19 protein-coding genes and 1 pseudogene are annotated in these 26,092 nt (G+C 39.3%); 9 read left to right on the top strand and 11 right to left on the bottom strand.

Going from position 1 to position 26,092, the window contains the following annotated elements; translation table 11 throughout:
- Nucleotides 1–33 precede the first annotated feature (33 nt).
- Genes DU53_RS10355 through DU53_RS13015 form a run of 3 tightly spaced genes read left to right on the top strand, consistent with a single transcriptional unit; the run spans nucleotide 34 to nucleotide 3,313 of the window.
- Entirely contained in the window at nucleotides 34–2,229 is a 2,196-nt protein-coding gene (locus DU53_RS10355; RefSeq protein WP_015869307.1) for an iron ABC transporter permease, read from the top strand.
- Between the two features lie 5 nt (nucleotides 2,230–2,234).
- Nucleotides 2,235–2,771, top strand: coding sequence for an ABC transporter ATP-binding protein (locus tag DU53_RS13020; protein WP_235599814.1), 537 nt, complete (start codon nucleotides 2,235–2,237; stop codon nucleotides 2,769–2,771).
- A complete protein-coding gene (locus DU53_RS13015) occupies nucleotides 2,768–3,313 on the top strand; it encodes an ABC transporter ATP-binding protein (RefSeq protein ID WP_235599813.1) in 546 nt (181 codons plus the stop codon). Before DU53_RS13020 ends, DU53_RS13015 begins: the two co-directional genes overlap by 4 nt.
- 803 nt (nucleotides 3,314–4,116) lie before the next feature.
- Here the strand turns inward: DU53_RS13015 and DU53_RS10340 are convergent.
- Complete coding sequence (locus tag DU53_RS10340) at nucleotides 4,117–4,755, bottom strand: nucleotidyl transferase AbiEii/AbiGii toxin family protein (protein WP_063728574.1); 639 nt, start codon at nucleotides 4,753–4,755, stop codon at nucleotides 4,117–4,119.
- Entirely contained in the window at nucleotides 4,719–5,012 is a 294-nt protein-coding gene (locus DU53_RS12210; RefSeq protein WP_161484792.1) for a hypothetical protein, read from the bottom strand. The genes DU53_RS10340 and DU53_RS12210 overlap by 37 nt, the downstream gene beginning before the upstream one ends.
- A gap of 508 nt (nucleotides 5,013–5,520) precedes the next feature.
- Here DU53_RS12210 and DU53_RS10330 point away from each other — a divergent pair.
- The gene (locus DU53_RS10330) at nucleotides 5,521–5,892 is read left to right on the top strand and encodes a hypothetical protein (protein WP_201030069.1); all 372 of its coding nucleotides are present in this window, start codon (nucleotides 5,521–5,523) and stop codon (nucleotides 5,890–5,892) included.
- 726 nt (nucleotides 5,893–6,618) lie between these two features.
- Here the strand turns inward: DU53_RS10330 and DU53_RS10325 are convergent.
- The 7 genes and pseudogenes from DU53_RS10325 to DU53_RS13010 all read right to left on the bottom strand — a co-directional run bounded on the left by DU53_RS10325 (nucleotide 6,619) and on the right by DU53_RS13010 (nucleotide 14,199).
- Nucleotides 6,619–7,659: a glycoside hydrolase family 15 protein gene (locus DU53_RS10325; protein ID WP_015869302.1), complete on the bottom strand. Its 1,041-nt coding sequence runs from the start codon at nucleotides 7,657–7,659 to the stop codon at nucleotides 6,619–6,621.
- A gap of 4 nt (nucleotides 7,660–7,663) precedes the next feature.
- Nucleotides 7,664–10,039, bottom strand: coding sequence for a TIM-barrel domain-containing protein (locus tag DU53_RS10320; RefSeq protein ID WP_015869301.1), 2,376 nt, complete (start codon nucleotides 10,037–10,039; stop codon nucleotides 7,664–7,666).
- 17 nt (nucleotides 10,040–10,056) lie between these two features.
- Entirely contained in the window at nucleotides 10,057–11,070 is a 1,014-nt protein-coding gene (locus DU53_RS10315) for a sugar ABC transporter substrate-binding protein (RefSeq protein ID WP_082853922.1), read from the bottom strand.
- Entirely contained in the window at nucleotides 11,027–11,284 is a 258-nt protein-coding gene (locus DU53_RS12030; protein WP_082853921.1) for an extracellular solute-binding protein, read from the bottom strand. The genes DU53_RS10315 and DU53_RS12030 overlap by 44 nt, the downstream gene beginning before the upstream one ends.
- Before the next feature lie 20 nt (nucleotides 11,285–11,304).
- Nucleotides 11,305–12,120, bottom strand: a complete 816-nt coding sequence (locus DU53_RS10310) for a carbohydrate ABC transporter permease (RefSeq protein ID WP_015869299.1) — start codon at nucleotides 12,118–12,120, stop codon at nucleotides 11,305–11,307.
- Nucleotides 12,117–12,998 (bottom strand): carbohydrate ABC transporter permease, encoded by an 882-nt coding sequence (locus DU53_RS10305; RefSeq protein WP_015869298.1) that lies wholly within the window; start codon nucleotides 12,996–12,998, stop codon nucleotides 12,117–12,119. The genes DU53_RS10310 and DU53_RS10305 overlap by 4 nt, the downstream gene beginning before the upstream one ends.
- Nucleotides 12,995–14,199: pseudogene (locus DU53_RS13010) on the bottom strand (ROK family protein). The gene DU53_RS10305 and the pseudogene DU53_RS13010 overlap by 4 nt, the downstream one beginning before the upstream one ends.
- Before the next feature lie 544 nt (nucleotides 14,200–14,743).
- On the opposite strand from DU53_RS13010, the gene DU53_RS10290 reads away from it, so the two are divergent.
- The 5 genes from DU53_RS10290 (at nucleotide 14,744) to DU53_RS10275 (ending at nucleotide 24,358) form a co-directional block, all read left to right on the top strand.
- A complete protein-coding gene (locus tag DU53_RS10290) occupies nucleotides 14,744–17,701 on the top strand; it encodes a helicase-related protein (protein WP_082853919.1) in 2,958 nt (985 codons plus the stop codon).
- The gene (locus tag DU53_RS12025) at nucleotides 17,682–17,975 is read left to right on the top strand and encodes a hypothetical protein (RefSeq protein WP_082853918.1); all 294 of its coding nucleotides are present in this window, start codon (nucleotides 17,682–17,684) and stop codon (nucleotides 17,973–17,975) included. The genes DU53_RS10290 and DU53_RS12025 overlap by 20 nt, the downstream gene beginning before the upstream one ends.
- A 13-nt stretch (nucleotides 17,976–17,988) precedes the next feature.
- On the top strand, nucleotides 17,989–20,841 hold the full coding sequence (locus DU53_RS10285; RefSeq protein WP_063728568.1) for an Eco57I restriction-modification methylase domain-containing protein: 2,853 nt from the start codon (nucleotides 17,989–17,991) through the stop codon (nucleotides 20,839–20,841).
- On the top strand, nucleotides 20,807–21,298 hold the full coding sequence (locus tag DU53_RS10280; RefSeq protein ID WP_063728566.1) for a TaqI-like C-terminal specificity domain-containing protein: 492 nt from the start codon (nucleotides 20,807–20,809) through the stop codon (nucleotides 21,296–21,298). The genes DU53_RS10285 and DU53_RS10280 overlap by 35 nt, the downstream gene beginning before the upstream one ends.
- A gap of 135 nt (nucleotides 21,299–21,433) precedes the next feature.
- Nucleotides 21,434–24,358 (top strand): P-loop NTPase fold protein, encoded by a 2,925-nt coding sequence (locus DU53_RS10275; RefSeq protein WP_063728564.1) that lies wholly within the window; start codon nucleotides 21,434–21,436, stop codon nucleotides 24,356–24,358.
- A gap of 37 nt (nucleotides 24,359–24,395) precedes the next feature.
- Here DU53_RS10275 and istB read toward each other — a convergent pair whose 3' ends face one another.
- Together istB and istA are read right to left on the bottom strand one after the other, a co-directional pair.
- Nucleotides 24,396–25,118, bottom strand: coding sequence for an IS21-like element ISKol1 family helper ATPase IstB (gene istB, locus DU53_RS10270; RefSeq protein ID WP_012744574.1), 723 nt, complete (start codon nucleotides 25,116–25,118; stop codon nucleotides 24,396–24,398).
- 7 nt (nucleotides 25,119–25,125) lie between these two features.
- Nucleotides 25,126–26,092, bottom strand: a 967-nt coding sequence (gene istA / locus DU53_RS10265) for an IS21-like element ISKol1 family transposase (protein ID WP_082853917.1), incomplete at its 5' end; no start/stop codon positions are given.

Genomic DNA, 26,092 nt, shown 5'->3' with positions numbered 1-26,092 from the left:
CTTACCGGCCAATCTCCGGAGGTGTAATCAGTTATGAAGGCCAAAATTCTAAAACTGATAGTCACAGTTGGGCTTTTTGCGGTTTTGATTTTTTGGGTATTCAATAGCATAGAAAGAGAGTTTGTTGATGCAGCAAAGGAAAGAATTCTAGAAATATCCAACCTCATTTCCTCTTCGATTCCAGAAGACGATATACAGAGTTGGCTGGAAGAAATAGACGCTAATTATCCCGATATACAAGCGATTTATATTAAAGGGCTTGAAGAATATGGTGAAATACCCGAATATTTTTACCAGAATCCTGAAAGCGCTGATTTGTTCGCAAAATTGAAAACGATGGATTTTTTTGATTATGGCATAGAAAGTACCGTTTACGAGGAAATTTATTTCCATGAAAACATACTTAAACTCGGTAACAATCAGTATTTTGTTACTTTTGTTCCGGTTCTCGAGCCGGAATATGGCATGGTGACAGGTTCGTTGGTTCTGTTACACAACGCTTCGAAAATCCTTGGCACAATACGAACTATTTGGGGTTTTGCCTTGCTCTTGATAGGAGTCGTCTTTGCGGTATCTTTCATCACAAGCTTCATGAGAGACCCCACGCTGGGTTTTACCATACTCATTGTATTCATTATTGTAGGAACCTTCATAGCTTATCCGCTCTATGAAGCCTTTAAGCTGACGATTTTCCAAAACGGAGAATTCAGTCTAGACGTCTGGAAAAAAGTTCTAACCACAAGGAATTATTCCCGGGCACTCTGGGGAAGCATAAAGTTGGGGATGCTTACCGCCACAACATCAACGTTGGTAGGCTTTCTCTTTGCCTTCTCCCTCACGAGAATGAAGTTAAAGGGAAAGAAATTCTTCGCAACCATGGCCACTCTTCCAGTGATCTCCCCACCTTTCTCGCTTACGTTGTCTATCATTTTGCTTTTCGGAAACAACGGCCTAATCACGCGGAGACTGCTGGGGTTGACATCCTTTGACATATACGGACTCGATGGTCTAGTGATTGTTCAAACAATGGGTATGTTTCCGATAGCTTTTCTTGTTTTAAGTGGAGTTTTGGAAGCCATTGACTCCACGCTTGAAGAGGCAGCGATGAACATGAGGGCGAATCGGTGGAAGGTATTTACCACTGTAACTTTACCCCTTTCTATCCCGGGAATTGCCAGTTCCTGGTTGCTGGTTTTTTCAAACTCCATGGCGGATTTTGCAAATCCTTTAATCCTTTCTGGAAAGTACAAAGTGTTATCCGTTGAGGCATATCTTGAAGTTACGGGTATGCACAGATTACAAAATGGTGCCGCCCTTTCCATTCTTCTGCTCATACCAACTCTTACAGCCTTTTTGATTCAGAGGTACTGGGTAAACAGAAAGACCTATGTAACAGTCACCGGTAAGCCGAGTGCCAGGATTATTGAAATAGTCAACAGGCCGGTGAAGATCTTCCTGACAACCATGATGGGTCTTATCTCAGCTTTTCTAATTGGTCTGTACTCCACAATAGTGGCGGGATGCTTTGTCAAAAACTGGGGAATAGATTATTCCTTCACCCTGGAGAATATCACAGAAGCCTTGTCCAGGGCCAGAGATGCCCTTATAGATACCACCACGCTGGCAGCAATTGCCACACCTATTGCTGGAATTCTAGCCATGATAGTAGCAATGATAATTGTCAGGAAAAAATTCCCTGGGAAAAAGCTTTTACAAATGTTTGTTTTGATGCCCTTTGCTATTCCGGGAACACTGGTGGGTATCAGTTATATCATTGCTTTTAACAGGCCACCACTGCTGCTGGTCGGAACCGGAGCGATAATAGTAATAAATTACGTTATAAGGGAGCTGCCAGTGGGGGTGGAAAGCGGAGTGGCAACCTTGAAACAGATCGATCCGGCTATCGAAGAAGCTGCTCAAAGTCTGGGCGCGGATTCGCCAACGGTTTTCAGGACAATTGTGCTACCTTTGATAAGACCTGCATTTATCTCAAGCCTTTCATATACTTTTGTCAGATCCATGACCGCCGTGAGCGCTGTGATTTTCCTTATTTCTGCAAAATGGTATCACATCACCATTCTCATATACAACTTCTCAGAGAATTTGCGATTTGGTCTTGCAAGTGTGCTTGCAACGACTCTTATCATAATTATCCTTGCGGTGTTTGGATTGATGAGATTGCTGGTCAAAAAGAGTTCTTACATGGAAAAAACCATAATTTCGGGGTGATATGAATGAAGTCGGTTTCGGTTACGTTAAAGAATATTTCAAAGGTTTTTAAAGGTTTTGAAGGGAACGATATAAGGGCTGTGGACGATGTATCCTTTAATGTTAACCCTGGCGAGTTTGTTACCCTTTTAGGGCCTTCGGGCTGTGGAAAAACCACTACTTTAAGAATGATTGCCGGATTTGAGACCCCCACTAAGGGGAAAATACTAATTGGTGAAAAAGACGTCACTTTTATTCCACCATGGAAACGTGACATAGCCATGGTTTTTCAAAGTTACGGGCTTTTCCCTCACATGAGCGTTGGAAACAATGTCGCTTACGGTCTGAAAATGAGAAAAGTGGATAAAAATAAGATAAAGGAACAGGTTAGCTCTATTCTTGAATTGGTAGGATTAAAAGGCTTTGAACACAGACCACCCTCAAGCCTTTCCGGCGGTCAACAACAAAGGGTGGCTCTGGCAAGGGCGCTTGTAGTAGAGCCTCAGTGCTTCTCTTCGATGAGCCTCTCTCCAATCTTGATGTGTTGCTTAGGGAACAAATGAGAGTCGAAATTAGAAGAATCCAGAAGAAGGTTGGAATAACCACCTTATATGTTACTCACGATAGAACAGAAGCCATGACTCTTTCTGACCGGATTATTGTTATGAATAACGGCAAGATAATGCAGATTGGTTCCCCTAATGAAGTGTATGAAAAACCAAATTCCAAATTTGTTGCCAGTTTCATGGGAAAAATAGCGTTTTTCCCTGTGGAAATCAATGCTGTTGAACCGGGGAGTATAAAGGTAACAATAAAAGGAAAAGAACTGATCTTGAAAAAGGGAATAAAGATATCTGAGAACGTAAAATACGTTTTGGGATGCCGCCCCGAAGGCCTTTATCTAACAGCTCCAAAAAAAGGACATATCGAAGGAAGAGTGCTTACAAATGTGTATCTGGGTAATTATGTAGAATCTTATGTAGAAACGGAGTTTGGCGAGATAATGGTTAAAACGGAGGCAGGAACTTCCGGAGGTTTTGAAGAGGGAGCAGCAGTATCAGTAGTCATAAAAGAGGAACTCGCGAAACTCATTCCGGATGATTGATGGAACGCCAACTAATTGTACAATCAATGGTAATTCTGAAAAAGATGATCTAAAATGCTTGTTGCAAGTCGTTACAAAGATAGAATTCAAATCATCCGGGAGTTGCAAAAGCCCGGGCGACAAGGATCCATAAAAGTATTCATATGCTGCTTGGGACTGGAGAGAACTGCTGTTTGGTCGGTTTTCTCCAAAATATGAGGACGTTGTTCAACAGGTTAACGATGTAGTATAAAAATACTGTTGAAGTAAAAAAAGATCATCAGGACTTTCGAAAAAAGCTGTCAATTCCTTTTATTTCGTACCGTACAACATAACTACCGGCTCTCGCATTCTCGGGGTCCCTGATCCTGAGCTTGACTGTCATCCTGAACTTGATTCAGGATCTCATTCTTCAAAAAAGATTCTGGATAAGAGATTTCCAGAATGACAGTTTTTTCAACTGCAAAGCAGTTCGAGGCAACCACGTAGTGGTTCCGAACAACTCCGAAGGAGTTCGTTACAATCCCGAAGGGATTCGTACCTAAAGCGTAGCAGGGCTTACCCACGCGCAGTGTGCTCACCAGCCGCACAGCGGCCCTCTCGGTTCTCGGACTCTCGATTCTTACCAGGAGTTCGTAACAACCGCGCAGCGGTTCTAGTCGCTTCACTACCCGAAGTAGTGCTCACCCCTGACATAGTCAGACCTACCTCCAGCGTAGTTGGGCTTACCTTTGGTGAAGCCAAGCTTACCCACTACCCTTTCTGGACTCACGAATCTGTACCTTTCATGTTGGCAATAAGCAACTCCCAGCAACAACGACTCTTTACTCGCCTTTGAAATAATCTTCGAGAAGTTTGAAAAAGGTTTTACAGTTTTTAATTAAATAAGCTTTTACCTGGTTCCACGTCAGTTTTGCGTTAAGCGGTTCAGGTGAATTTTCAACATCTTCAAAATAGCAAAGTGCCTTGATTACGTGGTAGAGATCTACCTCTTTTCCGTATTTTTTCTGGAAAGCATCGATAATCACAATAAAGTCGTTCCTTTTCAATATTTCAACAATATCGTAGTAGTCTTTTTTTTCTGCTCTTCCTGCTATAGCAGAAAGTTTCATTGCAGCTATATCAAGCACAGAGGCAATCTTCAAAGAGTTAAAGTAACTGAAGTTGGTAATGATCTTATATGGATACTCAAAAAAACTCACCTTGACATTGTTTATCTGGCATTCGAGAGTACCCCGAAAAAGTCTGATATTTTCTAATAGGAATCCTTTTGTTTTTAATTGGTGTGAAAGCTGAAAATTATCAAAGTAGTCTTCTGAGAAAAAATCAAGGTCGACACTGGTTCTATGCTGATAGTACATAGCAAGAGCTGTATCACCCGCTAAATAGAAACTATCTAACTCGTTTGAGAGGCTTTTCAGAAGGTTCAGGGTATCCGGCGATAGTGTGGAAGTTTTGAGCAAACTCGTACCTCCTTGAGAGGTATATCTAAAATATTTGCCCAGAAAATAGCTGTACTTCTCGAGATATTTCTCGAGTTTTTAACAACTTCGGATATTTCTTCGATAGGAAACATGGATTTCAGGGCAATAATATCCTCCATCGTTCCATGTTCCAGAATTCTTGATATAATAAAACTTTTGTTTTTTCTAATATCAAGACTCTCGATATCAACGTCCCAAAAACATCTTTTTGATAGATTTTTCTTCATTTTTATCACCAAGCATATTATATCATAAAATTGGAAAACGAAGGCGGTTTATACGCTCTCTAAAAAGCCAATAATCAGATGTTCGGAAATCAAAGGGTGTAGTATAAAATCGGTAAGATCCACATTTTTTGCCGGCTTTGTTGGCTCCCCACTAACGTAGCAGGTCGCGCCACCTTTTTGGGCTTATTCAGCCACGCATGCATCGCTCCATCAGCTGACAACGTCGTAAGGTTCATACGCAAAACGGTCTACAAATCTCGCACTTAAAAAGGGTGTTTCTCACTGTTTTTTATAGACATCATAATAACAGTAGTAAAGTATGACATACTATAACCAAAATTATAGTAAAGTCTGGCATACCATAAACGGGAATGTAGTAAAACGTATTATACTTTAGGAGTTGATCGAATGATTTCCTTGGATGTGTATTTTGAGATTCAGGATCGTTTGTTAGAAGCGGTTTCAACGGAGTTTAGTAGGTATAACAAAACCTACTCTGTACAACTACCTCGATTTGATGGAGCGTGTTCGGCTCATCACCCGTGTTCCACCGGAGAAAATAGGGCACAAATTCCTGAGAAGCGGAGCAAAAGTGTTCTTGAGTAATCCAAATATTTATTGCAGGCCAATCTGGAGTCTTGAAACAAACGTTGGCACAATACGGGAAGCATTTTTTGTCAGCCAGTTTTCTTCCTATTCAATTGCTGTGCCGGACATTGGCGATTTTTCCATAAGGTTTAATGGAAAACGGATTGTATTCGAAATAGGTGGTCCCGGAAAAACGCTTCAGCAAATAAAAAATGAGGAGAATGCTTTTGTATTGAAAGACGGCGTAGAAAGTGGTTATTCACAGGTTATTCCACTGTATTTGATCGGGATGATGTATTGAAACATGTTTGTTTCTATTATTCGTCTGTGCAATAGATGTGCAACTAAAGTGCGATTACCTAGGTTTTACCTATGATTTTTAGCATCCGTTTTTCCTTTGACAAAACTGCATGCATATCAACGCAGCATAAACTAACATTTGTCCCCATTATGCCTCCTTTATCTTACTCCTACATCGGATCTCGATTTCCGAGTTTTATCCACCGAAAGCGCGTGCCAACTGCGAAGCAATTCGCTCCAACTCAGAAGGAGTTCGAGACAACTCTGAAAGAGTTCGCAACAACCATGCAATGGTTCGTATCGTGTTTTATTTCATTTCTCCATCAGCTGACAATCCCGTGAGCCTCGCCCGCGAAGCGGTTTTACGAATCTCGGTAACCGGCTCTCGAATTAATGAATGCACCTATCTTTTCTTGGCATAGTCCAACCCCTACATTCTGTTAATCTCCGTATTAAACACCAACTAATGCCCCGTTGTCCCCATTATTGCTCCATTATGTCCCTTTTTACCCCTCTCTCAATATTTTTTCACTTCCTGAAATCTCAAATATGACCACTACTCAAATCTACGTCATTTACTCGTTCTTTCAAAAGAGCGTTAAAAAAAGAGTCTGTCCCTATTTTCACCCATGTCCCTATTTTCACCCAAGGGATGTGTTCCCTTCAATAAATAGTATGAAATAGGAGAGTAATACGACAAACATCAAGCTGAAAACTTGTCTGCTCTTCATGCTTTGCCCTTCAGGTCAAGCAACAATTCCATATAGTTAGCATGCGACCACAACAATGGTTTAGCGATTTCTCCCCACTGATTCACCCATTCAGAGTATTTCCTTTCGTCTATGAGAAACTCTGGCACTTGCTCTGGTAATCCTTCAGCATCGAAGTGAAATTCCACCCACTCTTTTATAAATTCCGCTTTTTCCCTTTCACCCGTCTTAGCATAATATTGCCCAAGATTTGACGCGAGTAGAATCCAGCTGCCTCCACCAAAATATGTATCGGCAGAATAGCGTTTAACTCCACCATTTATATAAAGCTTTTCATCAATTGCTTTTACTGTATTGACTACAAGCTGATCATCAATTGAAAACAGTTCGAAGGGAACAGCACCCCATATAAGGCTTGCGTCAACATCATCACTGAGCGTTGATTTTCTTAGCCTTCCATCCTTTACGAGCTTTCTTTCAATGAAGTTCACGATTTCTACCCATCCTGTTTCCTTATGAAGAATCCTTTCAGCTGCCTTTAAGCCAGCTGCTATCGAAAGGAGAGTGGAGGTATGAATTCCATCGGGATTTTCTTCCCAGACATCATAGCAGGGAATCTTCCAAACCTTTTCGAGATACCGTACGACTAACTCTATCAATTCTAGATTTTCTTTAATGAATTCACTTGGCGCGTATTTTCCAAGCGCCCAGAGAAATGTGCCATATCCATCGCTTTGTCCATTGGGCCAATCGTCCTGGGTCAAGGTTCCGTTGAGGTTGTAGCGAGTTGGTAGTAAGTCCTTGTGGGTAATTAGTTCGCCTGGGGTAGTGAGGAGCTTTTCAATTCTCGGCTTTTGGTCTGCGATTACCTGAAATCCCCATCGAAAAAATTTTTCCGCCGACTCTACTTTCCCCGCTCTAGCCATTGTGGCAGCAACGAAAGACCCATCACGGAACCAGCAATATCCATATTGGGAAAAATTGGGTGATGCGATGTAAGCTCCTTGTGGAGACTGATGCTTCTCAATAATCTTGATTGATCTGCTAAGCTTATTCATTATCTCAACCCTGCACTTCTTCAATATCCAGCCATTTTATACTTAAGATCTTCTTGTTTTTTGAATCCTCTCTTTCAGGTATTCCAAACCACTTTACTTCATAAAATTCATGCAAAAACTTCAGAATCTTGTTCCTTACTTTGAGAATGTCATCAGTTATGCACAAAACAGCGTTAACGTTGAAATCCCAATGCGGTTCCAGTATATTTTTAGATTCAGGAAGGCTCAAAGGTATTATTGCATTTTCTTTTACAAAGGCAGGTATGCGATTAGCAGAAACATCAATATCGATTGTGGTATTCCCTTCGTACCACCTGCCTGTCCAGAAATCTACCCATCTGCCTTTTGGTAAAAAAACCTTCATGTTTTTAACCCCTGCTTCGAGCACAGGGATTACAAGAAATGCCTGCCCAAACATGAAAGCAAGAGACTCTTCAGAAATTTCTAAATCCAGGAATTTAAATTGAATCGGTGTCGTCAAAGGAACTCCTTTAAGCACTGAATTCTTAGCTTCCATATAGATGTATGGAACAAGGCACATCCTGAGAGAAACAAGTTCTCTATACTCATTGAGTATTTCTAGAGCTCCCCAATATTCGGAAACATTCCAAGGAGATCTTTCAGCACTTGGTATAGGATCTCCAGGTGCCTCTGAGTGAAATTGAAAAATTGGCGTAAACGTAGCCAACTGTACCGCTCTTCTATAAAGTTCCGGTTCTGGGAGTTCTCCACTAAATCCTGCTATATCCCATCCCCAAAAAGGATTTCCTGACAGAGACACATTAAGTCCCGCAATTAGATTAGATTTCATCGCTTCAAAATCTGAATCTTCATCCCCTACCCAGAATAGAGTGAATTTCGGGGAATCTATATACCCGGAACGACTGAAAAGAACTCCATCCTCTCCCACTATCTCCTTTGCGGATTCGAAGTATTTCTCTGGATATATATTCCTGGCTTCTGCAGCGGACTTATTTGGATATACGTAGGTATTTCTCCCCCAAAGATGTTCACCGCCGTCAGTTTTAAATCCGTCTATTCCAAGCTCATTAACTAAGTATTCTCTCTTCTTTTTCCACCAGTCTCTGGCTTCCTTATTGAAGAAATCAACAACAAAGCTATTTTCAAACCATCTTCCCTCAGGAATTCTATATGGTTGATCATTCTTTGAAACGACATACCCATTATCGACAGCAAACTTGATATCATTCCTGTATTGCGCAATAGGATTAGGAATATCTTTAAGAACCGGTATTTGCCAGAGTACTAACTTAATTCCTTGCATATGTAATTTATCAATCATTCCCTTTGGATCTGGCCATGGGAATTTAAAAACAAAATCTTCAAAACTAAAGGAATCGCTACCTTTTTTCGGATTATATTTCGCTCCATTAAAAATATAAAATGTCTGTTCATCTGACCACGCTTCAATGACAATCACGCTTGTTGGCAGGTTGAACTTTTTCAACTTCTCGAGAGTTTGTTCTACCTTATTTTGAGAGTTCCACTCGTTTGCAGAAGCCCATGGACCAAACGCCCAAATTGGTGGCAGCTGAGGGGATGTTATTTTATAGATGTCGGAAATAATCTCAAGAGGCTTTGTATCAATCCATAACTTAGCGCTGAAATTGTCAGGACTTATTGGTGTCCCAAGAGTTTCTGTAACGACGTTTATTGCACCTTTATTCAAGAGAACCTTCGTTCTGAAACCGGTATTTAAGAACAAACCAAATCCCATGTTTGAGAAAACAAATGGAATAGGCGCGTATCCTCTTTTTTGCTGCACTTTATATTGGTCAAATACATGAATATAATACGGAGATCCAGCACTAAGACCCAATGAGTCATAATGTTCCCCAAGCCCATACAAGTTCTCGCCCTCTTTTCTTTCAAAAATAAGTTCAATGTCATAGATGTTTTCACCATCGGTTAGAAACCTTGACATTATGAGCCTGGGTATCTCGGTTTGATCATTCTCGCGGCTGATAAACAGGTTCCTTCCATCAAATCCAAGGCATGTATCTTCTACCCATTTTTTTACAGTGAACGAATACCATTCGGAGAAGATCATTGAATCGTTTCCCTGACCAAAAGCGATTCTGTACTTAATTTTCTCGAATGCTGCACATGATGGCATTAATCGTGCTTTCCACAAAGCCCATTTACCCTCATTGTACTGATATTGTGCCCTGATTCTATGAGTCATGCCATTTCGTACAACTTCAAGCCAAGCTCGCTGACCAGCTTCCATAGGCATGGTCTTGAAGTTTATAATTACATCTTCTCCATCAGTAGGGTCGTTGGGAATCCTTTGGGCAGTGTATGCTGCATTTATATATGGATCATCTATTCCAAATGGTAAGTGCTGGATCTTCCGCATGAAAACTTCAACTCCCTTTATTCGGATATCTTGTTCTTTAACAACACTACTAAGTCATTTAAAGCTTCTTCAGGACTCTTCATCCCGAATTTTGCTGCATCGATTTCTTTATTCACAACATCTGCGAGGGCACTCCAACCTTTAACGACAGGTGGTACGATAGCCCATTCAAGAGAATCAAAAATGGCTTTTTTGTTTCTCGGTGCGACATCACTCTTAAGGAACTCACTTATGAGATCAGGATCCTTGACTGCCGGCAATTCCCAGCCTTTTTCAATTCTTGTTTTTACGCTGTATTCATCAGTGGTAAGGAATTTCAACCATTTCCACACTGCTTCTTTGTGTGGAGTACTCGCAGAAGCAACAACTGCATTCGCGAAATAATGAGTCGCCTTTGTGGACATTCCGGGTTCAACTTCTATATCCCATTCAAATCGTGTCTCTTCTCTAAATTTGTTGAACATCCATATTCCCGTATGGACCATTGCGAGCTTTCCCATGACAAAAAGATCCTCTGAGCTCAGGCCGGCAGCTTCTTCTTCCGACGGCATGATTCCGTATTTTGGTTTGTCTATAAGCCATTTCAGTGCGTTTACTCCAGCGATGTTATTTACTGTGACCTCATTTTCGCTGTTGAATATTGCTCCTCCATTCTGAGCGATAACTTTGTAATATTCCCAGAATTGTATTGGCTGATAGACTCCCCATATTCCCTTTTCTTTGTCCGTTAATTTCACAGCAGCATTGAATTCATCAATCCAACTCCAATCAGGTGAAGGATACTCAACACCCTTTTTGTCGAAGAGTTCCTTGTTGTAGAAAAGAACCACTGTGGAAAAACTTTCAGGGAATCCGTACTGTCTACCTCGATAAGAAAAAGCGTTATAAGCCTTTTCGGAAAACACTTCGACTGCTTTGAACTGGTTGCTTTCGTTTAGTCCGTCCAGGGGCAATAAAAGTCCATCTGCTGCATATTCTACAAAATTCTCATAGTTGATCTCGAACGCGATCAGGGGGGGTTCCTCCTGCAAACATCGTGGACAACTTCAAAAAATAGTCGCTCCATGGTACAAATATCAGATTCACCCGTATCCCTTGATTCTGAGCCTCGAAAGCCTTGGCGATTTCTCTCAAAGTTTCTTCATGATTTGGGACAGCTGAGAATGTCATGTAACTAATCTTTATTGCCCCAAGAGCTACAACCAATAATGACATTACAAGCGCCAAAAGAAGAACTTTTCTCATACCTCACACCTCCTGTTTGATTAACCCTTTAATCCTGTTGCTGAAATGCCCTCAATAAACCACTTCTGAGCAACGATATAAACAATCAAAATAGGAATAATGCTTACAACAGTACCGGCACTGACTAAATTCCATTGTGTTGTCCATCTTCCTTGCAAGCTCGCTAACCCAAGTGGGATTGTCATCATTTCTTGAGTAGTAGTCACAATCAGTGGCCAGAGATAATCATTCCAGGAATCCATAAATGCAAAAATAGTCAATGTCGCTAATGCCCCTTTATTAAGTGGAAGAATAATTTTCAAAAAAATCGTGATGCGATTTGCGCCATCCATCGCTGCTGATTCATCATAATCTTTTGGAGTGGATAAAATAGATTGTCGAAGCAGAAAAACTCCAAAAGCACTAAAAACCTTGGGAAGAATTAAACCTTGATATGTATTGATCCAACCAAAACTTCTAACTATAAGGTATAAGGGAATAGCTTTAACCTGAAAAGGAAACATCAACGTGGCTATATAGAACATAAACAGTAATTCTTTATATTTAAAGTCAAATCTCGCAAAAGCATAGGCTGCCATGGCCGCAACAACAACCTGAAGAAATACAGTTGAAAGGGTAACGAGAAAACTGTTAAACAGAAATCTCCCAAAGGGATATTTGTTAAAAATCGTTGTGTAGTTTGAAAAAGATACCTCATCTGGTAGAAATTCGGGAGGATATTTAAGCGTAGCATATCTGGTCTTTAGTGATGTAGATATTGTCCATACTAAAGGGAGTAATGTGGTTATCGCAAAAGCAAATAGCAAAACATACAGAACAATCTTTTTTGCTTTCATGAATAAAACACCCATTTCTTTTGATATCTGTTTTGTAGAAAAGATATGCCAAAGATTAACGCAAAAAGAAACCAGGACATCGCCGCAGCATATCCCATTTTTGAGTAACTGAAAGCATTTCTATAGATTCGCTCAACAATAACGGAAGTAGCCCCCGCAGGTCCTCCATTTGTCATTATCCATACCTGATCAAAAATCTGGAACGAATTGATAAGCGTGATCATCAAAGCAAAAAATAATGTTGGGGTAAGCAATGGTAAAGTGATTCTCCAGAACTGTTTCCAGGGTGTAGCTCCATCTATTACTGAGGCTTCGTATAAATGCTTTGGTATGTTGCTAAGACCCCCAAGAAGGATTACCATGATAAATCCAACATCTTTCCACACACTGGCAAAAACAATGGCGGTCATAGCCCATCCAGGATCAAAGAGCCATGCAGGGCCCTTAATACCAAACCATGAGAGAATTTGATTTATAAAACCGTACTTCGGATTTAGTAAGCCTTTCCAAATGAGTGATACTGCGACCCAGGAAGAAATAACCGGAATGAAGAAAGATACTTTAAAGAAATTTTGAAACTTAATCTTTTTATTAACCAACAAAGCTAAAATCATTCCGCCGATGATAACTAATGGAACATACATCAAAATATACTGGAATGTATGCCACACAGATAACCAAAACTCTTTGTCATGAAACAGATTTGTATAGTTACCCAGCCCTATCCACACGGCAGGAGTTCTTATGTTCCATCGCATAAAGCTCAGCATTAATGAATAGGTTATAGGAAGAATCTGGAAAAGAAATAGGAATATCAAGCTTGGAGTTAAAAAGAAGATAAGGTATTTTAAATCTCCTTTTCTTTTCACTGAGTTCACCGACTTTCATTGTGAGAAGTAGTGAGAAAAAGATTATCCATAAGTACAAAAATTACCCCAAGGTTCCATGCTACTTCTCCCAGGTCGTCAACATTAAACATAACCTTTTCCCCCAATTTCCCAAATGCATTTTTTTGGGCATATTGGATAGCTTTGTTGAGAAATTTTTCCTGAAATTCGAGGGCTTCGCCACCAATAAGCAGATAATCTGGAGCCAACATATTTATAATGTTCTTCAGGGCTATACCAACAAGCACAGCATATTCTTCAAAAACATGGTTAAACGCCTTTCTATCCCTTTTCAACGCCTCCCTTAAATACTCTATCTCGGAGCTTTCTGACTGTTTAACTGACTTGTATAGCTCTTTAAGTTTTTTGCTTTCGGTAATGGAGCTTATTTTTTTTGCCAATGCCCCGAACGAAGCCTCAGCTTCAAGGCAGCCATTGCTTCCGCACGTACATTTTGCACCGTCTTTGACGACAGTCATATGGCCAATCTCCCCGACACCGCCCTTTGCATTGTGAATTTTCCCGTCTATAATCAGGCACCACCGATTCCAACACCAAGCGTAATCACAACGGTGTTAGAGTGGTCTTTCGCTTTTCCCAACCACAAATGACTCATCGCGAATGAATCCACATCGTTCATCACAAGAACTTCACATTTAAATACTTCCTTCAATAAAGAAGCAATCGGTACATCTCTCCAGCCTAACAAAAATGAATCCCGTACTATTCCTTCTTTTGAATCAACAACACCGGACACAGCGATACCTATGCCAAGTAATATTGACTGTTTTTCTTGTCTGCACTTTTCCCAGCAATTTTTAATTACGTTAACTATTGTCCCAGGATCTGAACTCTCTGTGTCACATCTGGCGCTTTCAACAATCGTGCAAGTAAAGTCGGTTATGACCAATTCAACATATCCGACCCCGATTTTCACACCAAGAAACTGGCCAAATTTGGGATTAAGAGAAAGCAATATAGGTTTTCTCCCACCGGAAGATTCTGCAGAACCTGCTTCAAGTACCATACCTCTGTTTATTAGTTCTGCTGTTATCTTGGTTACTGCTGCGGGACTGAGCCCGGTAAATTTTGCTATGGAGGCTCTATCAATCTTTTTGTTTTCATAAATAGTCTTCAGTATCAATTTTTCGTTAATTTCCTTAATTAAATGCTTCGAACCTCTTCTCTTCACGCCATCACTTTCTTTCTTCACTGAATAAACTATCTACATTATAAAACTCAAATTGCATATACCAAAACTCACTGGATTGGAAATATTGTCAGTTAAGACTAGATATGAACGGTTATGATTAGTCTTCTTGCTTTTTCGTTGTTCTTCTTTTATCTAGAAAATTCAGGTTTTTCATTGAAAGGGAAATTTCTTTTATGGAGTTAAGCATCCAGTTGCTGCAGTGTGCTTTTGGAGATTAAATAAAGATAACAGTCCGGCTCACGCCTCGTCTCGATAGATAATCGTTTGTTTCAACCCCAAGAGCGTGATAGTAGTTTTCCTCCCCCCTTGCTGACCAAGCTACAAGGTTCTGGCTTTTGCCTTGGTGGGGTTGTCTCCCACTGAATGCGCTTGCCTCTTCTGGACACACATGTCTGTCTTTATTTTACACAAAAAGAAACTAATTTGAAAATTTTGCTGCGCAATTGTGAATATGTTAGTATTAGATTGAACAATAGACTGTTGAATGAACCAGTGAGATTTCTTTGGGATTGGGGGGCAACAGTTGGCAACGCTGATAACCAACAAAGAAAAATTGCTTTCCGAGGTTATGGATTCAGTTCTTCCCTACTGTGACAATGTTTATTTCTTGGTAGGGTATTTCTTCTTTTCAGGCTTTGAGGAGATCTTTGAAGGTATAAAAGAAAAGAACATCAAGATACTGGTCGGAATGGACATTGAAAGAGATTTCATGAACAGAATTAAAGAGTATGAACTCCTAACCGATATTGAAGGTTCCAGAGAAACAAAACGCGAGAATTATTACAAAACCCTCGTTGAATTCTTCAATGAAACAGATTACTTCGATACCGCCCGTAAACAAGAAGCCTTCAGGATTTACCTTGAAAAGATAAGAAACGGAACCCTTCAAATAAGAAAAACTGAAAAGCCAAATCACGCAAAAGTTTATCTTTTCGAACATAGAGATGACCAGGCTGGCACCTTTCCCGGGACCCTCATAACCGGCTCCAGTAACCTCACATTCTCTGGCCTTAAAGGACGCCATGAATTCGATGTTATTCTGAGAGACGATGCCAACTACGAAAAGGCAAAAGCCATATTTGATGAACTCTGGGATAAATCAATTGACATAGCTTCTATTGAAAGCAAGGATCTTTTTGAGAAAAAGGTCGTTCAAAAAATCTGGCTTGACAAGCTTCCTTCGCCCTATCTTATTTACCTGAGGGTATTGGATGAGTATTTCTCGGTTCAAAGACAGGATGGCTATTTCTTTCCAGCGGAAATAACAAACAACAGGTACTACAACCTAAAATACCAGATCGATGCAATCTCACAGGCTCTATCAATAATCGAAAGACACAACGGTGTAATCATATCGGATGTTGTCGGTCTTGGAAAAAGTATTGTTGCTTCCTCGGTTGCGCATGCTTTGAGATTGAAAACGGTGATTATAGCGCCACCACATCTTATAGATCAATGGGAAGATTATAGATTAGAATTCGATTTCAATGCCAGAGTATACAGCTCCGGTAAGATCGCTGACGCCCTGGAAAATCATTCTGGTTCTGAAGAAAAATTAATTATAATCGATGAAGCCCACAGATACCGCAACGAACTAACTCAAGATTATGCGAATTTACACAAACTATGTCAGGGAAACAAAGTCATACTCCTAACGGCAACACCCTACAACAACAAGCCCCAAGATGTATTTGCTCTCATAAAACTCTTCCAGATTCCTACAAGATCAACGCTCCAGACTGTTGATAACCTTTCTTTGAGATTTGAAGAGCTGATCAAAGAATATAAAGAGATCGAAAAAGGTCGAAAGAAAGGCGAAAAAGATCAGGAAACCTTAGATCGGGAAATCAAAGCCGTTGCAACCAAAATCAGAAATTTGATATCCCCCTTCATGATTAGAAGATCGCGAATTGATCTCCAGAGCATAGAAGCATACAGGAAAGATCTCGAAGCACAGGGAATAGTCTTTCCGGAAGTCAAAGATCCCGAGCTCCTTGAATACGAACTCGATGACCTTACTGAACTCTATGAATGGACTCTCAACAAAATTGCACCTGAAGACGAGAAAAAGGGATTCATAGGTGCCAGATACAAACCCGTTGCCTATCTCAAAAACATTGACAAATACAAGAAATTCATCACGGAACAATTTGGTGAGGAAAGACTCTTCAGACAATCGCAGTTAAACATGGCCAGTTTCATGCGCAGACATCTCGTTAGGCGTTTCGAAAGCTCTATTAAAGCCTTTCAAATATCTCTTGACACTATGATTAAATCATCTAAAATAATACTTGGATGGTTCGATAATGCCGGATTGGTCCCGATTTTTAAGAAAGGAAACATTCCAGACGTTGATCAGATACTGGAAAATGGTTCCTTGCTCTCTGATGAAGTTAGAGAATACAACGAAGCCCGACTTGAGGAGCTCAGACAAAAAGGCTACGTCTTTATCCCTGCAAAAGAAATCAGCATTCACTTCAGAAAAGATCTCATAAAAGACATAGAACTACTGAATGAGATTAAGGACAAATGGTTCGGAAATGGGTTCCCCGAGGATCCAAAATTAAAGCATTTTGAGGAGATCGTAAGAGAACTATTGGAAAAAGATCCGAAAAGAAAAATCGTTGTCTTCTCTGAATTTGCTGACACTGCAAACTATCTCTACGAAGAACTTAAAGATCGCCTTAGGGTCTTCAAGTATTCCGCGGCTGACGCCACGAAAGAAAATAAGAGGATCATACGCGAAGAATTCGACGCTTCCTCAAAAAAGCAAACAAACAACTACGATATCCTCATAGCCACCGATGCCATCTCCGAAGGGTTTAACCTCAACAGGGCTGGAACTATATTCAACTACGACATACCATACAACCCCACAAGAGTCATTCAAAGAGTTGGGCGAATCAACCGCATAAACAAGAAGGTATTCGACGAACTTTATATCTATAACTTCTTCCCCACAGAAACCGGGGAAGCTGAAACAGGGATAAAGCGGATCTCTACCCTGAAATTTGCTATGATAAACGCTGTCCTGGGAGAAGATACCAAGATCCTAACCTCAGATGAAAAACTCAAATCCTATTTTGTTGAAAAATACATAGAGGCTTTCAAAGAAAGCGAAGAAAAATCCTGGGATACCGAATACCGTGACCTTCTTGAAAGAATTAAAGCTACCAGACCTGAGCTACTTGAAAAAGCCAGAGAGATACCCAAACGCGCCAGAATACGCCGTACAGTTTCAAAAGGCAAAAAAGGCGTAATAGTCTTTGGAAAGAAAGGCAATAACCATATCTTCAAATTTGCAGATTCACCTGAAAACTCAGTTGTGCTAAGCGGAGAAGAGGCGCTGGAGTTGTTTAAAGCGCAGCCATTTGAAGAACCTCAGCTTGTTTCAGAGATTTTCGTAGAGTGTCTATCAGAGCATAAAAGAAAGCTTGTTCTTGAGAAAAAGCAAAGTCCCAATGAACAAAGGCGAACGTGAAGCGGTTAAAGTCATCGATTATCTTGAAGAAAAGTGTCCAGCGCATAGAGATTACCTTAAAGACGTGAGAAAAGTGATAGTCGATTACCGTGCATTGCCCGAAGCCTACGAAAAACTAATCAGAAATCTGGTCACCGATGACAACAAAATTACTGAATCCATAGAATTCCTCAAAAAAGAAATTCCATACGAATATCTGGAGAGTATTATTTCACGAGCAAACTCAATAAGCGAGCAATCCGAAACAATTATAATTTCCGAAGAACTCATATAGTAGGGGGAAGCATATGCCAAAATATGTGAAATTCAACGAGCCATATAACAGAAGCAAATTTCTTGAATTTCTGAGAAGAGAGTTTCTTACTGATAGCTTTGTATCAAATATTGAAGAGATTTCATTGAAGAACAACGGCAGAATCAAGAAAGCTTTTGAACTCGGTGAAGACCCTGCGTTGGGAATAACTGTCTTCGAATTTGAACATGATAGCGAAAAAGATCCAAGGGTTTCATTGAGTAGGGAAGCCTTCAGGATAATGGCTGACTATGGCATACGAGACGCATTGGCAATATTTAAATCATTGAACAGCGAGAATTATCGATTTTCTTATATGTCCATCGAACTAACCAAAGAAAATGGAAAGATCAAAAACAGATACTCAAATCCGAAACGATACTCCTTCTATCTGGGTCCAGACGCAAAGATACATACTCCAGAAAAATTCCTATCAAAAAGGGTAATAGACCTTGAAGATCTCAGAAAGAGATTCTCAGTAGAGGTTGTAAACAAAGAATTCTACGAGAAGATCGCTCTGCTGTTCACCAAATTGGTTGGCGGGAAGAGGAAAATTGGAAACAAAGATAGACAGTTCGAACCAATCCTCACACTGCCTTCGACCGATCCCCATAATGATCACAAAATTCTCCAGGAATTTGCCGTAAGGCTTATAGGAAGGATTATCTTCGTTTGGTTTCTAAAGGAGAAGCACTCAGAAAGTGGTAATCCTTTAGTACCTAAAGAAGTGCTTTCATCTCAAAGCGTTAAAGAAGCAATAGAAAACAATCAGGACTATTATCATGAAGTGATAGAACCGCTTTTCTTCGAAGTTCTCAATACAAAACTCGATGAAAGGAAAGAACGGTTCAGAAAACCTGAATTCGATCAGATACCTTTCTTGAACGGGGGCTTGTTTGCTCCTCGCAACCATGATTACTATGAAATAGATGAAATCACCGGGTTTTCAAAATACTTGAATACCCTAAAAGTTCCCAATGAATGGCTAAAAGAATTACTTGAACTCCTTGAAACGTACAACTTCACAATAGACGAAAATACCCCTGTTGACGTTGAGCTCTCGGTCGATCCCGAAATGCTGGGGCGAATCTTTGAGAACCTTCTTGCCGAAATCAACCCGGAAACCGGAGAAAGTGCCCGAAAAGCAACAGGAAGTTACTATACCCCAAGACCAATCGTTGAGTTCATGGTCGATGAAAGTCTAAAACATTATTTGGTTTCCAGCACTGGGATCACAGAAAAGCAAGCCGAAAAATTGCTGTCGTACGCTGATGAAGAACTGAACCTGAACGAAGATGAAAAAGAAAAGATCCTTGATGCACTGAGCGAACTGAAAATAATCGACCCGGCCTGTGGTTCAGGCGCATTCCCGATGGGCTTACTTCAGAAAATCGCGTACACACTGGATAAGTTAGATCCAGATGCCACGGAATGGAAAGAACGCCAGCTTAAGGCCGTGAATCCCGTTTTCAGAAACTTTATAGAAGAAAAATTCAGGAATGAAAGCGCAAGTTACATTAGAAAACTGGGAATAATAGAGCATTCAATCTACGGTGTGGATATTCAGGAGATCGCTGTCGAGCTATCAAAGCTCAGAGTCTTTCTTTCCCTTATTGTTGATACAAACGTCAACGACAATATCCATGAGAACCGTGGCGTCAAACCTTTACCAAACCTCGAGTTCAAATTCGTCTGCGCGAATACTCTCGGAAAATTACACGAAAGCAAGGATAATAAACAACAGAGACTTGGTGATACATCCAGCGACAAAGACATACTCAAACTAAAAGCTATCATGGAACGTTTCTTTAACTCTTACGGTAATGAAAAAGAGAGACTGAAGGACGAATTTAGAAAGTTACAGAAAAAAATTGCCCAAGCAATAGATAAAGAAATCTTTGAAAAGGGAAACACCAAGATGATAAAAAGCCTTGGTCATGAACTCTCTCAATGGGATCCATTCGCTGATAAACCTTCCGATTGGTTTGACCCGGAATGGATGTTTGGTATAAAGAATGGCTTTGACATAGTAATCGCCAATCCGCCCTACATAAGGCAGGAAGCACTTGATTCCGATCTGAAAGAATATCTCAGGAAAAACTTCAAGACTATGACTGGAACCTCAGACATCTACGTTGCCTTCTATGAAAGAGGTCTTGAACTCACCAGAGAGGGTGGAATTCTTGTTTACATATCTTCAAACAAGTTTCTTAGAGCAAAATACGGAAAAGCCCTTACCAAATTCCTTCAGCAAAACTACACTGTCTCGAAAATCATCGATTTCGGAGATCTCCCGGTATTTGACGCCACAACCTACCCGTGCATATTGACTGTGAAAAAGGCCAAGCCCGGCGAAGAGAATCACCTATGTTATTTGAAAGTCGAAGATCTTAATTACAAAAGTCTTAGAGAAGAAATCGAAAGAAAGAGCATCAACGTTGTGATTCGAAAAGATTCCGATCGCTGGGTTTTGGAAGATAAGGCTTCTCTGAAACTTCTTGAAAAAATCCAGGCCGCTGGAATCCCTTTGGGAGAATACGTGAATGGAAAAATTTTCAGAGGTATTGTTACTGGCTACAACAAAGCGTTCATAATCGATGAAGCAAAACGTCAGGAGCTGATCCAGAAAGATCCTAAATCAGCGGAAATTATAAAGCCTTACCTCACCGGCAAAGAAATCAAGAGGTACTCAATTGAGTGGAATGGAAAGTACTTGATTTTTACTCGTCGAGGGATTGATATTTCAAAATATCCAGCCATTGAACATCACTTAATGCATTATAAAGAAGATCTAATACCGAAGAAAAAGAAAAGTGATAAAAGAAGGTCGAAAACCCGGAAAATATGAGTGGTATGAAATCCAAGATACTGTTGAATACTACAAAGAATTCGAAAAGCCGAAGATTGTTTATCAGGTTTTTCAAGTAAAGCCCACATTTACAATAGATGTTCACAATTTTTACCCCAATAACTCTGTTTGGAATATAGGACTTCCTGATTATTATCTACTTGCATTTCTAAACAGTAAGCTTGGATGGTTCCTTATAACCAGATACTGCACTCAGATTCAAAATGGATACCAGCTTATCTGGAACTATCTTGAAAATGTACCAATCGTGAGACCCGATGAAAAAGCAAGTAAAGAAATCGAAAAAATGACGAAAGAGCTCATAAAATTAAAGAACGACTCATTGACTGCAAATAATAAGAAAACGGATAGGCTCGATAGACACATCGATAGACTTATCTATCAGATCCATGGCCTCACACCTCAAGAAATAGAGTTAATAGAAGGAATTATCTAGGACACGGTAAATATCAAGGTAAAAAATAAAAAAAGACCTGAAATCAATCAAACAACGGAGTAAGTATTCTATCTAATAAACAGTGAAAAATTGAGTTAGCATAAATACAAACAATATAGGAGTGTGAAAGCTACGATGCTGATTTCAAATGAACAAGTAACAAAAAGCAGGTTTATTCCTGATGAACCAACAACAGAGGATAGGTTTGTGCATGATAAAATAGCTGAAAAAATAGCTGAATTTATCTTAAACACAAGTAACGGAGTTTCGATTGCTCTAAAAGGAAAGTGGGGAAGCGGAAAATCGAGTGTTATAGAAATGCTTAAACAAAAAGGTGAGGGAAAATATGAAGTATTTATTTTTGATGTTTGGGCAGAACTCGGCCATGATTTTAGGCAAGTTTTCCTTTTGAGATTTTTGGACTGGATCAACAATGAAAAAACAAAGAAAAAAGAAAAAATAGAAAACTTCGAAGACAAACGAAATCAGATTCTCGGAAAACATAGAACTATCGAAAGACAGGTTGCACCAAAAGATAGAGGAGCCGTATTATTTCTATTTATTCTTGTTATAACATTGACATTAATACCATCGATTATTGGTGCATTTAAAGATCTTTTAATGAAAGAACTGCCATGGCACACAATATTCAGTCTATTGGCTTTTTATACCATACCTTTAACAATTGCCGAGCTGTTCTATTACAGCACATTGAAAGAGCTTATAACGAAACAAAACTCGGAAGAAAGGAATAATAAAGAACAAGAGAAAAAAGAAAGCAAGAAAACATCTTTGATAAATTTTCTTCATTGTTTGTTTATTTTGGAATATTTAGCGTGGGTGGCAATAGCTATTCTCTGGTTTACTAACAAAATTTCTAAGATACCTTGTTTATCCGTTTTTATTATTTCCGTAGTATATATTGCTACACCCATACTAATGCTGCTAATTTCAAGAAAACGTATTGATAGCGTATGGTCGGTAGTTTCTCTTTATTCAGGGCTTCTCATCGGTGATTATACCGATAATGAAACAACATCCTCCATCACTTCCAACTCACTTGATTTCGAAAAAGAGTTCTGTGACTTACTTAAAGAAAATTTCAATGATGATGAGAAACTCATTATTGTAATAGACAATGTTGATAGGATTCCTGGAGAAAAAGTAGACGAGATATTTTCGGCATTAAAACCATTTATGGTATCAGATAAAATAAACGAAAGCTTTAAAAATGTGTGGTATATTGTTCCTTTTGATCCTAATGGAATAAAGATAGGCGAAGATAAAGGTGGATATGATTACTTTAATAAACTTTTTAAAAAAGAATTTTATGTTCCTGAACCTGTATATGGGGGATGGCAATCCTACCTTGAGGAAATATTAAACAAGCTTGAGATAAATGAGTCTATACATGTGTTAGGTATTGCTATACAAATCGCAAATGGATTTAAACTTTATTATGAAAATTTAGAGAATAAAAAGAATGAGGAGAATCACGAATCTCAGAAAGAGAAAGATAAAGAAACAGATACTTATAATAATAAAGGAAATATAGAAAATAAGCTTTTGCCACCTACACCACGCGAAATCAAAAAGTTCATAAATAATTATATTACTGTACAACCATCTTGTATTGCTGAACGATCATGCGAAACTGATGATACTGTTATCTTTTCTTACGCCCTTTTTGCTGCATTTAAAACGTATGGAATGTTAAATAGCTCGGAAGAGCTAAAAGAAATTTTTATCGAAAAAGATGCAAAAAATAATAATAATAGTGCACTTTTTGGGCATTTTCTTTCTGAAAAAGGATACAGTGCTTATACCTTCATCCCAGATGACCTAGAGTACAGAATATTTGCAATATATCACAACATAGATTATCGGAAGGCGTATTTTGAACTTAACACTGATGAGCTCGAATTAATATTATCTCAGCCAACTTATACGAAAAGATTCAAAGAAATTATTGCAAATATACCTGAATCCAGTAGGGACGTCATAAGTTCGATAAAAAGTGCATTCAACAATGTCATTGAAAGGATATATAAAAAACAGCCACACATTATCATTGCATCGGGAATTTACCTTAAAGAATTAAAAGAAATCCTTCCGGATGCATTTGAAGAGGTAAAAGAAGGTATTTTCAATATATTAAAACAAAATTTCAGCAACAAAAAGGAGGAAGATGATGAGCAAATAGAAAAATTCATTTCTTCCAACGTCGACAAATTATTTGAGGTTGAAGCTGATAATCAGACATTAAATATTTTAAAATCCATAATTTTCCTCAGGATTGAGTCAGGTTTAGACTTGTTAGATTCAGTCTTGGAACTTTCAAAGTACAGAGGAAGACATATAATTGAACTAATCAGAAACTATGAAAATTTAGATTTAGACATTGGAAGTTTGAAAGAGCATTTGTATGTTCCTGAAGATGATGCGAACCACGTCAGTAAGGTTTTGCAGTTCATTGGTGAAACGTTCAGCCGAAAAGAAGTCAAAGTAAAAGAAAAAATCAAAAATATTATCAGCAGAACAATGGCCATAGATAAGGATATGACAGAAAAGGCGTTAGCAGCTTACCAGAATAGTATTGATCAAGAATTTTTATTTTTCCTAAAAGGGCTTGGAATTGTCCTTGAATTTGAGAAATATAGTAATGCAAAAGATGATATTCAAAAATTGCTATCGTCCAAATTTATAAATCAAAGCGCCAACTGGGACCTATTTGTGAAGTATCTCCTAACGCTCTATAGTTACTACGATTCTGAAGAAATAAGAGCTAAAGTTTTGAACGCACTTACAACAATTAATAATACTTGGAATAATATAACAACTAATCCGCCTGAAACTAAAAAGAAAATTGCATCCGCAATTTTTGGTATTCTCTTGATTGACAATAGAATACCAAGAAACCTTAACAATATTTATAATCAAGCTATCACTCTTACAGACGGGCAAACAATCCTCGGTTTCATGAAAACGTATGAATTAGACAATTTTTATAAAAGCGAGAAAATTCCTGAGATTTATTGTATAAAGTCAATAGGTTTTTGACCCGGGAGGGCCATAAGGAAATGACCCGCTACCCACCTCAGGTATCTTCTAAAATATCCCTTCTTCGGTAACTTCTTCCAGACATATTGAGAATCACGGCATTGTGTGTGATTCTATCTAATAATGCCATGGTTAGGGCTTTATCATGGAAGATCTTTATCCATTCCGAGAACACGAGATTCGTTGTAATTAACGTGCTCTTTGTCTCGTATCTCATTGCCAGGTATTGGAAGAGCAGCTCTGCACCTTCAATGTCAAAGGAAATGTATCCCAATTCGTCTATTATCACCAGATCGAGCTTTTTGAATTGTTTTGCGTATCTCACAAGTTGTTTTTCGTCTTTTGCTTCTTTCAGTTCGTTAATCAGGCCTGCCGCTGTTTTGAATAGAACGTTATATCCTTCTTCACAGGCTTTTATTCCTATTGCCGTTGCCAGATGTGTTTTTCCTGTACCGGAGTTACCCAGCAGTATTAGGTTTCTATTCTCGCTTAAAAATTTCAACGATTTCAGTTCTTTAAGATGTTTCCTGGCGTCTTCTGGAAGGGCTGCTTCGTTGAGTTCTTCAAATCTTTTGGGTGTTGGAAATCCAGCCCGTTTTATTTTTTTCACTATGTTTCTGCTTTCTCTGGATTGTACTTCCGATTCCAGTATCTCCAGAAGGAATTCAATGTAACTCATGCCTTCTTGTTGAGCTTGTCTAGTGATTCTCTCGTAACTGTTGAATATTCCCGGTGTTTTCAGCCTTTTGCACAATCTCATTAGTTTTTCATCCACGGTGAACACCTACCAATCTGTCGAACTCAGAAGGATCACCGTGGTCTATCTGTATCTTCAAAGGATAGTCAAAGGTTTCATATTGTATGGGCTTTTGTTGTAATAGGTTTCTCATTATGTCTGCTGTTGGGATAATCCCGTTTTCAAAGAGCTCTTCTATTTTTTCGCAGAAGGTTTTTTCGTCATAATCGTTCAATAATTCCAGTAATTGTACGAATTCCCTTGGCTTAGTGGTATAATATTTGCCGAACAGGACTTTTAGTGTGTCGTTTAATGCCTGGAAGGCTCTTGATCCTGCAAGGGCTCCAGGCTTTTTTCTTAGGGTGTTCAGGTAGTGAGCTATCTGTATGGCGTATTTACCTTTACCTCTTAAGCGTTTGTGAACCGCAACGACTTTGCCTTCTTTCAATATTTCTATACGGTCTGGATATATCTTCAGCTGCACTCTCTTCCCGGGGCAATCCTCAGGAACAGAATAGTAATTACCGTCCAGCATTATTAACGAATATCTGGATATGATCCTTTCTTCAAGACGATAGTTGTTGTAGCTGGCGGTAGGTAATGCATTTAGTTTTTCTTCATTGAGAGCTTTTACCGGAACTAACTCTCTTCCATATACAGGAGAAGCATTTAGTTCTGCCAGTTTTTCTTTTAAATATTCATTCGCTTCTTCCAGGGAATCGAATTCATTCCTTTCACTGAATACCCAATTTCTAACGAAACCAACACTTTCCTCATCTGTCCCCTTTTCCTGGGGTGAATAAGGATTACACAACCTGGGAGTGAATCCAAAGAAGGTGGCAAATTTGACGAAGTTCTTGTTCAGGTTCTTCCTGTCTTTCACCACCTTCATGTTGTCGTAGAATATCTCCTGTGGTACACCACCAATCTCCTCGAAAAAGTCTATGTGTGCCTGGATTACCTCCTGGGCAGTTTCTCTTTCAAAGACCCTGGAAAAA

Origin of the sequence: Kosmotoga sp. DU53, from assembly GCF_001639905.1 — a bacterium.
GTDB classification, from domain to species: domain Bacteria; phylum Thermotogota; class Thermotogae; order Petrotogales; family Kosmotogaceae; genus Kosmotoga; species Kosmotoga olearia.
This window is presented reverse-complemented; position numbering and strand designations above follow the sequence as displayed.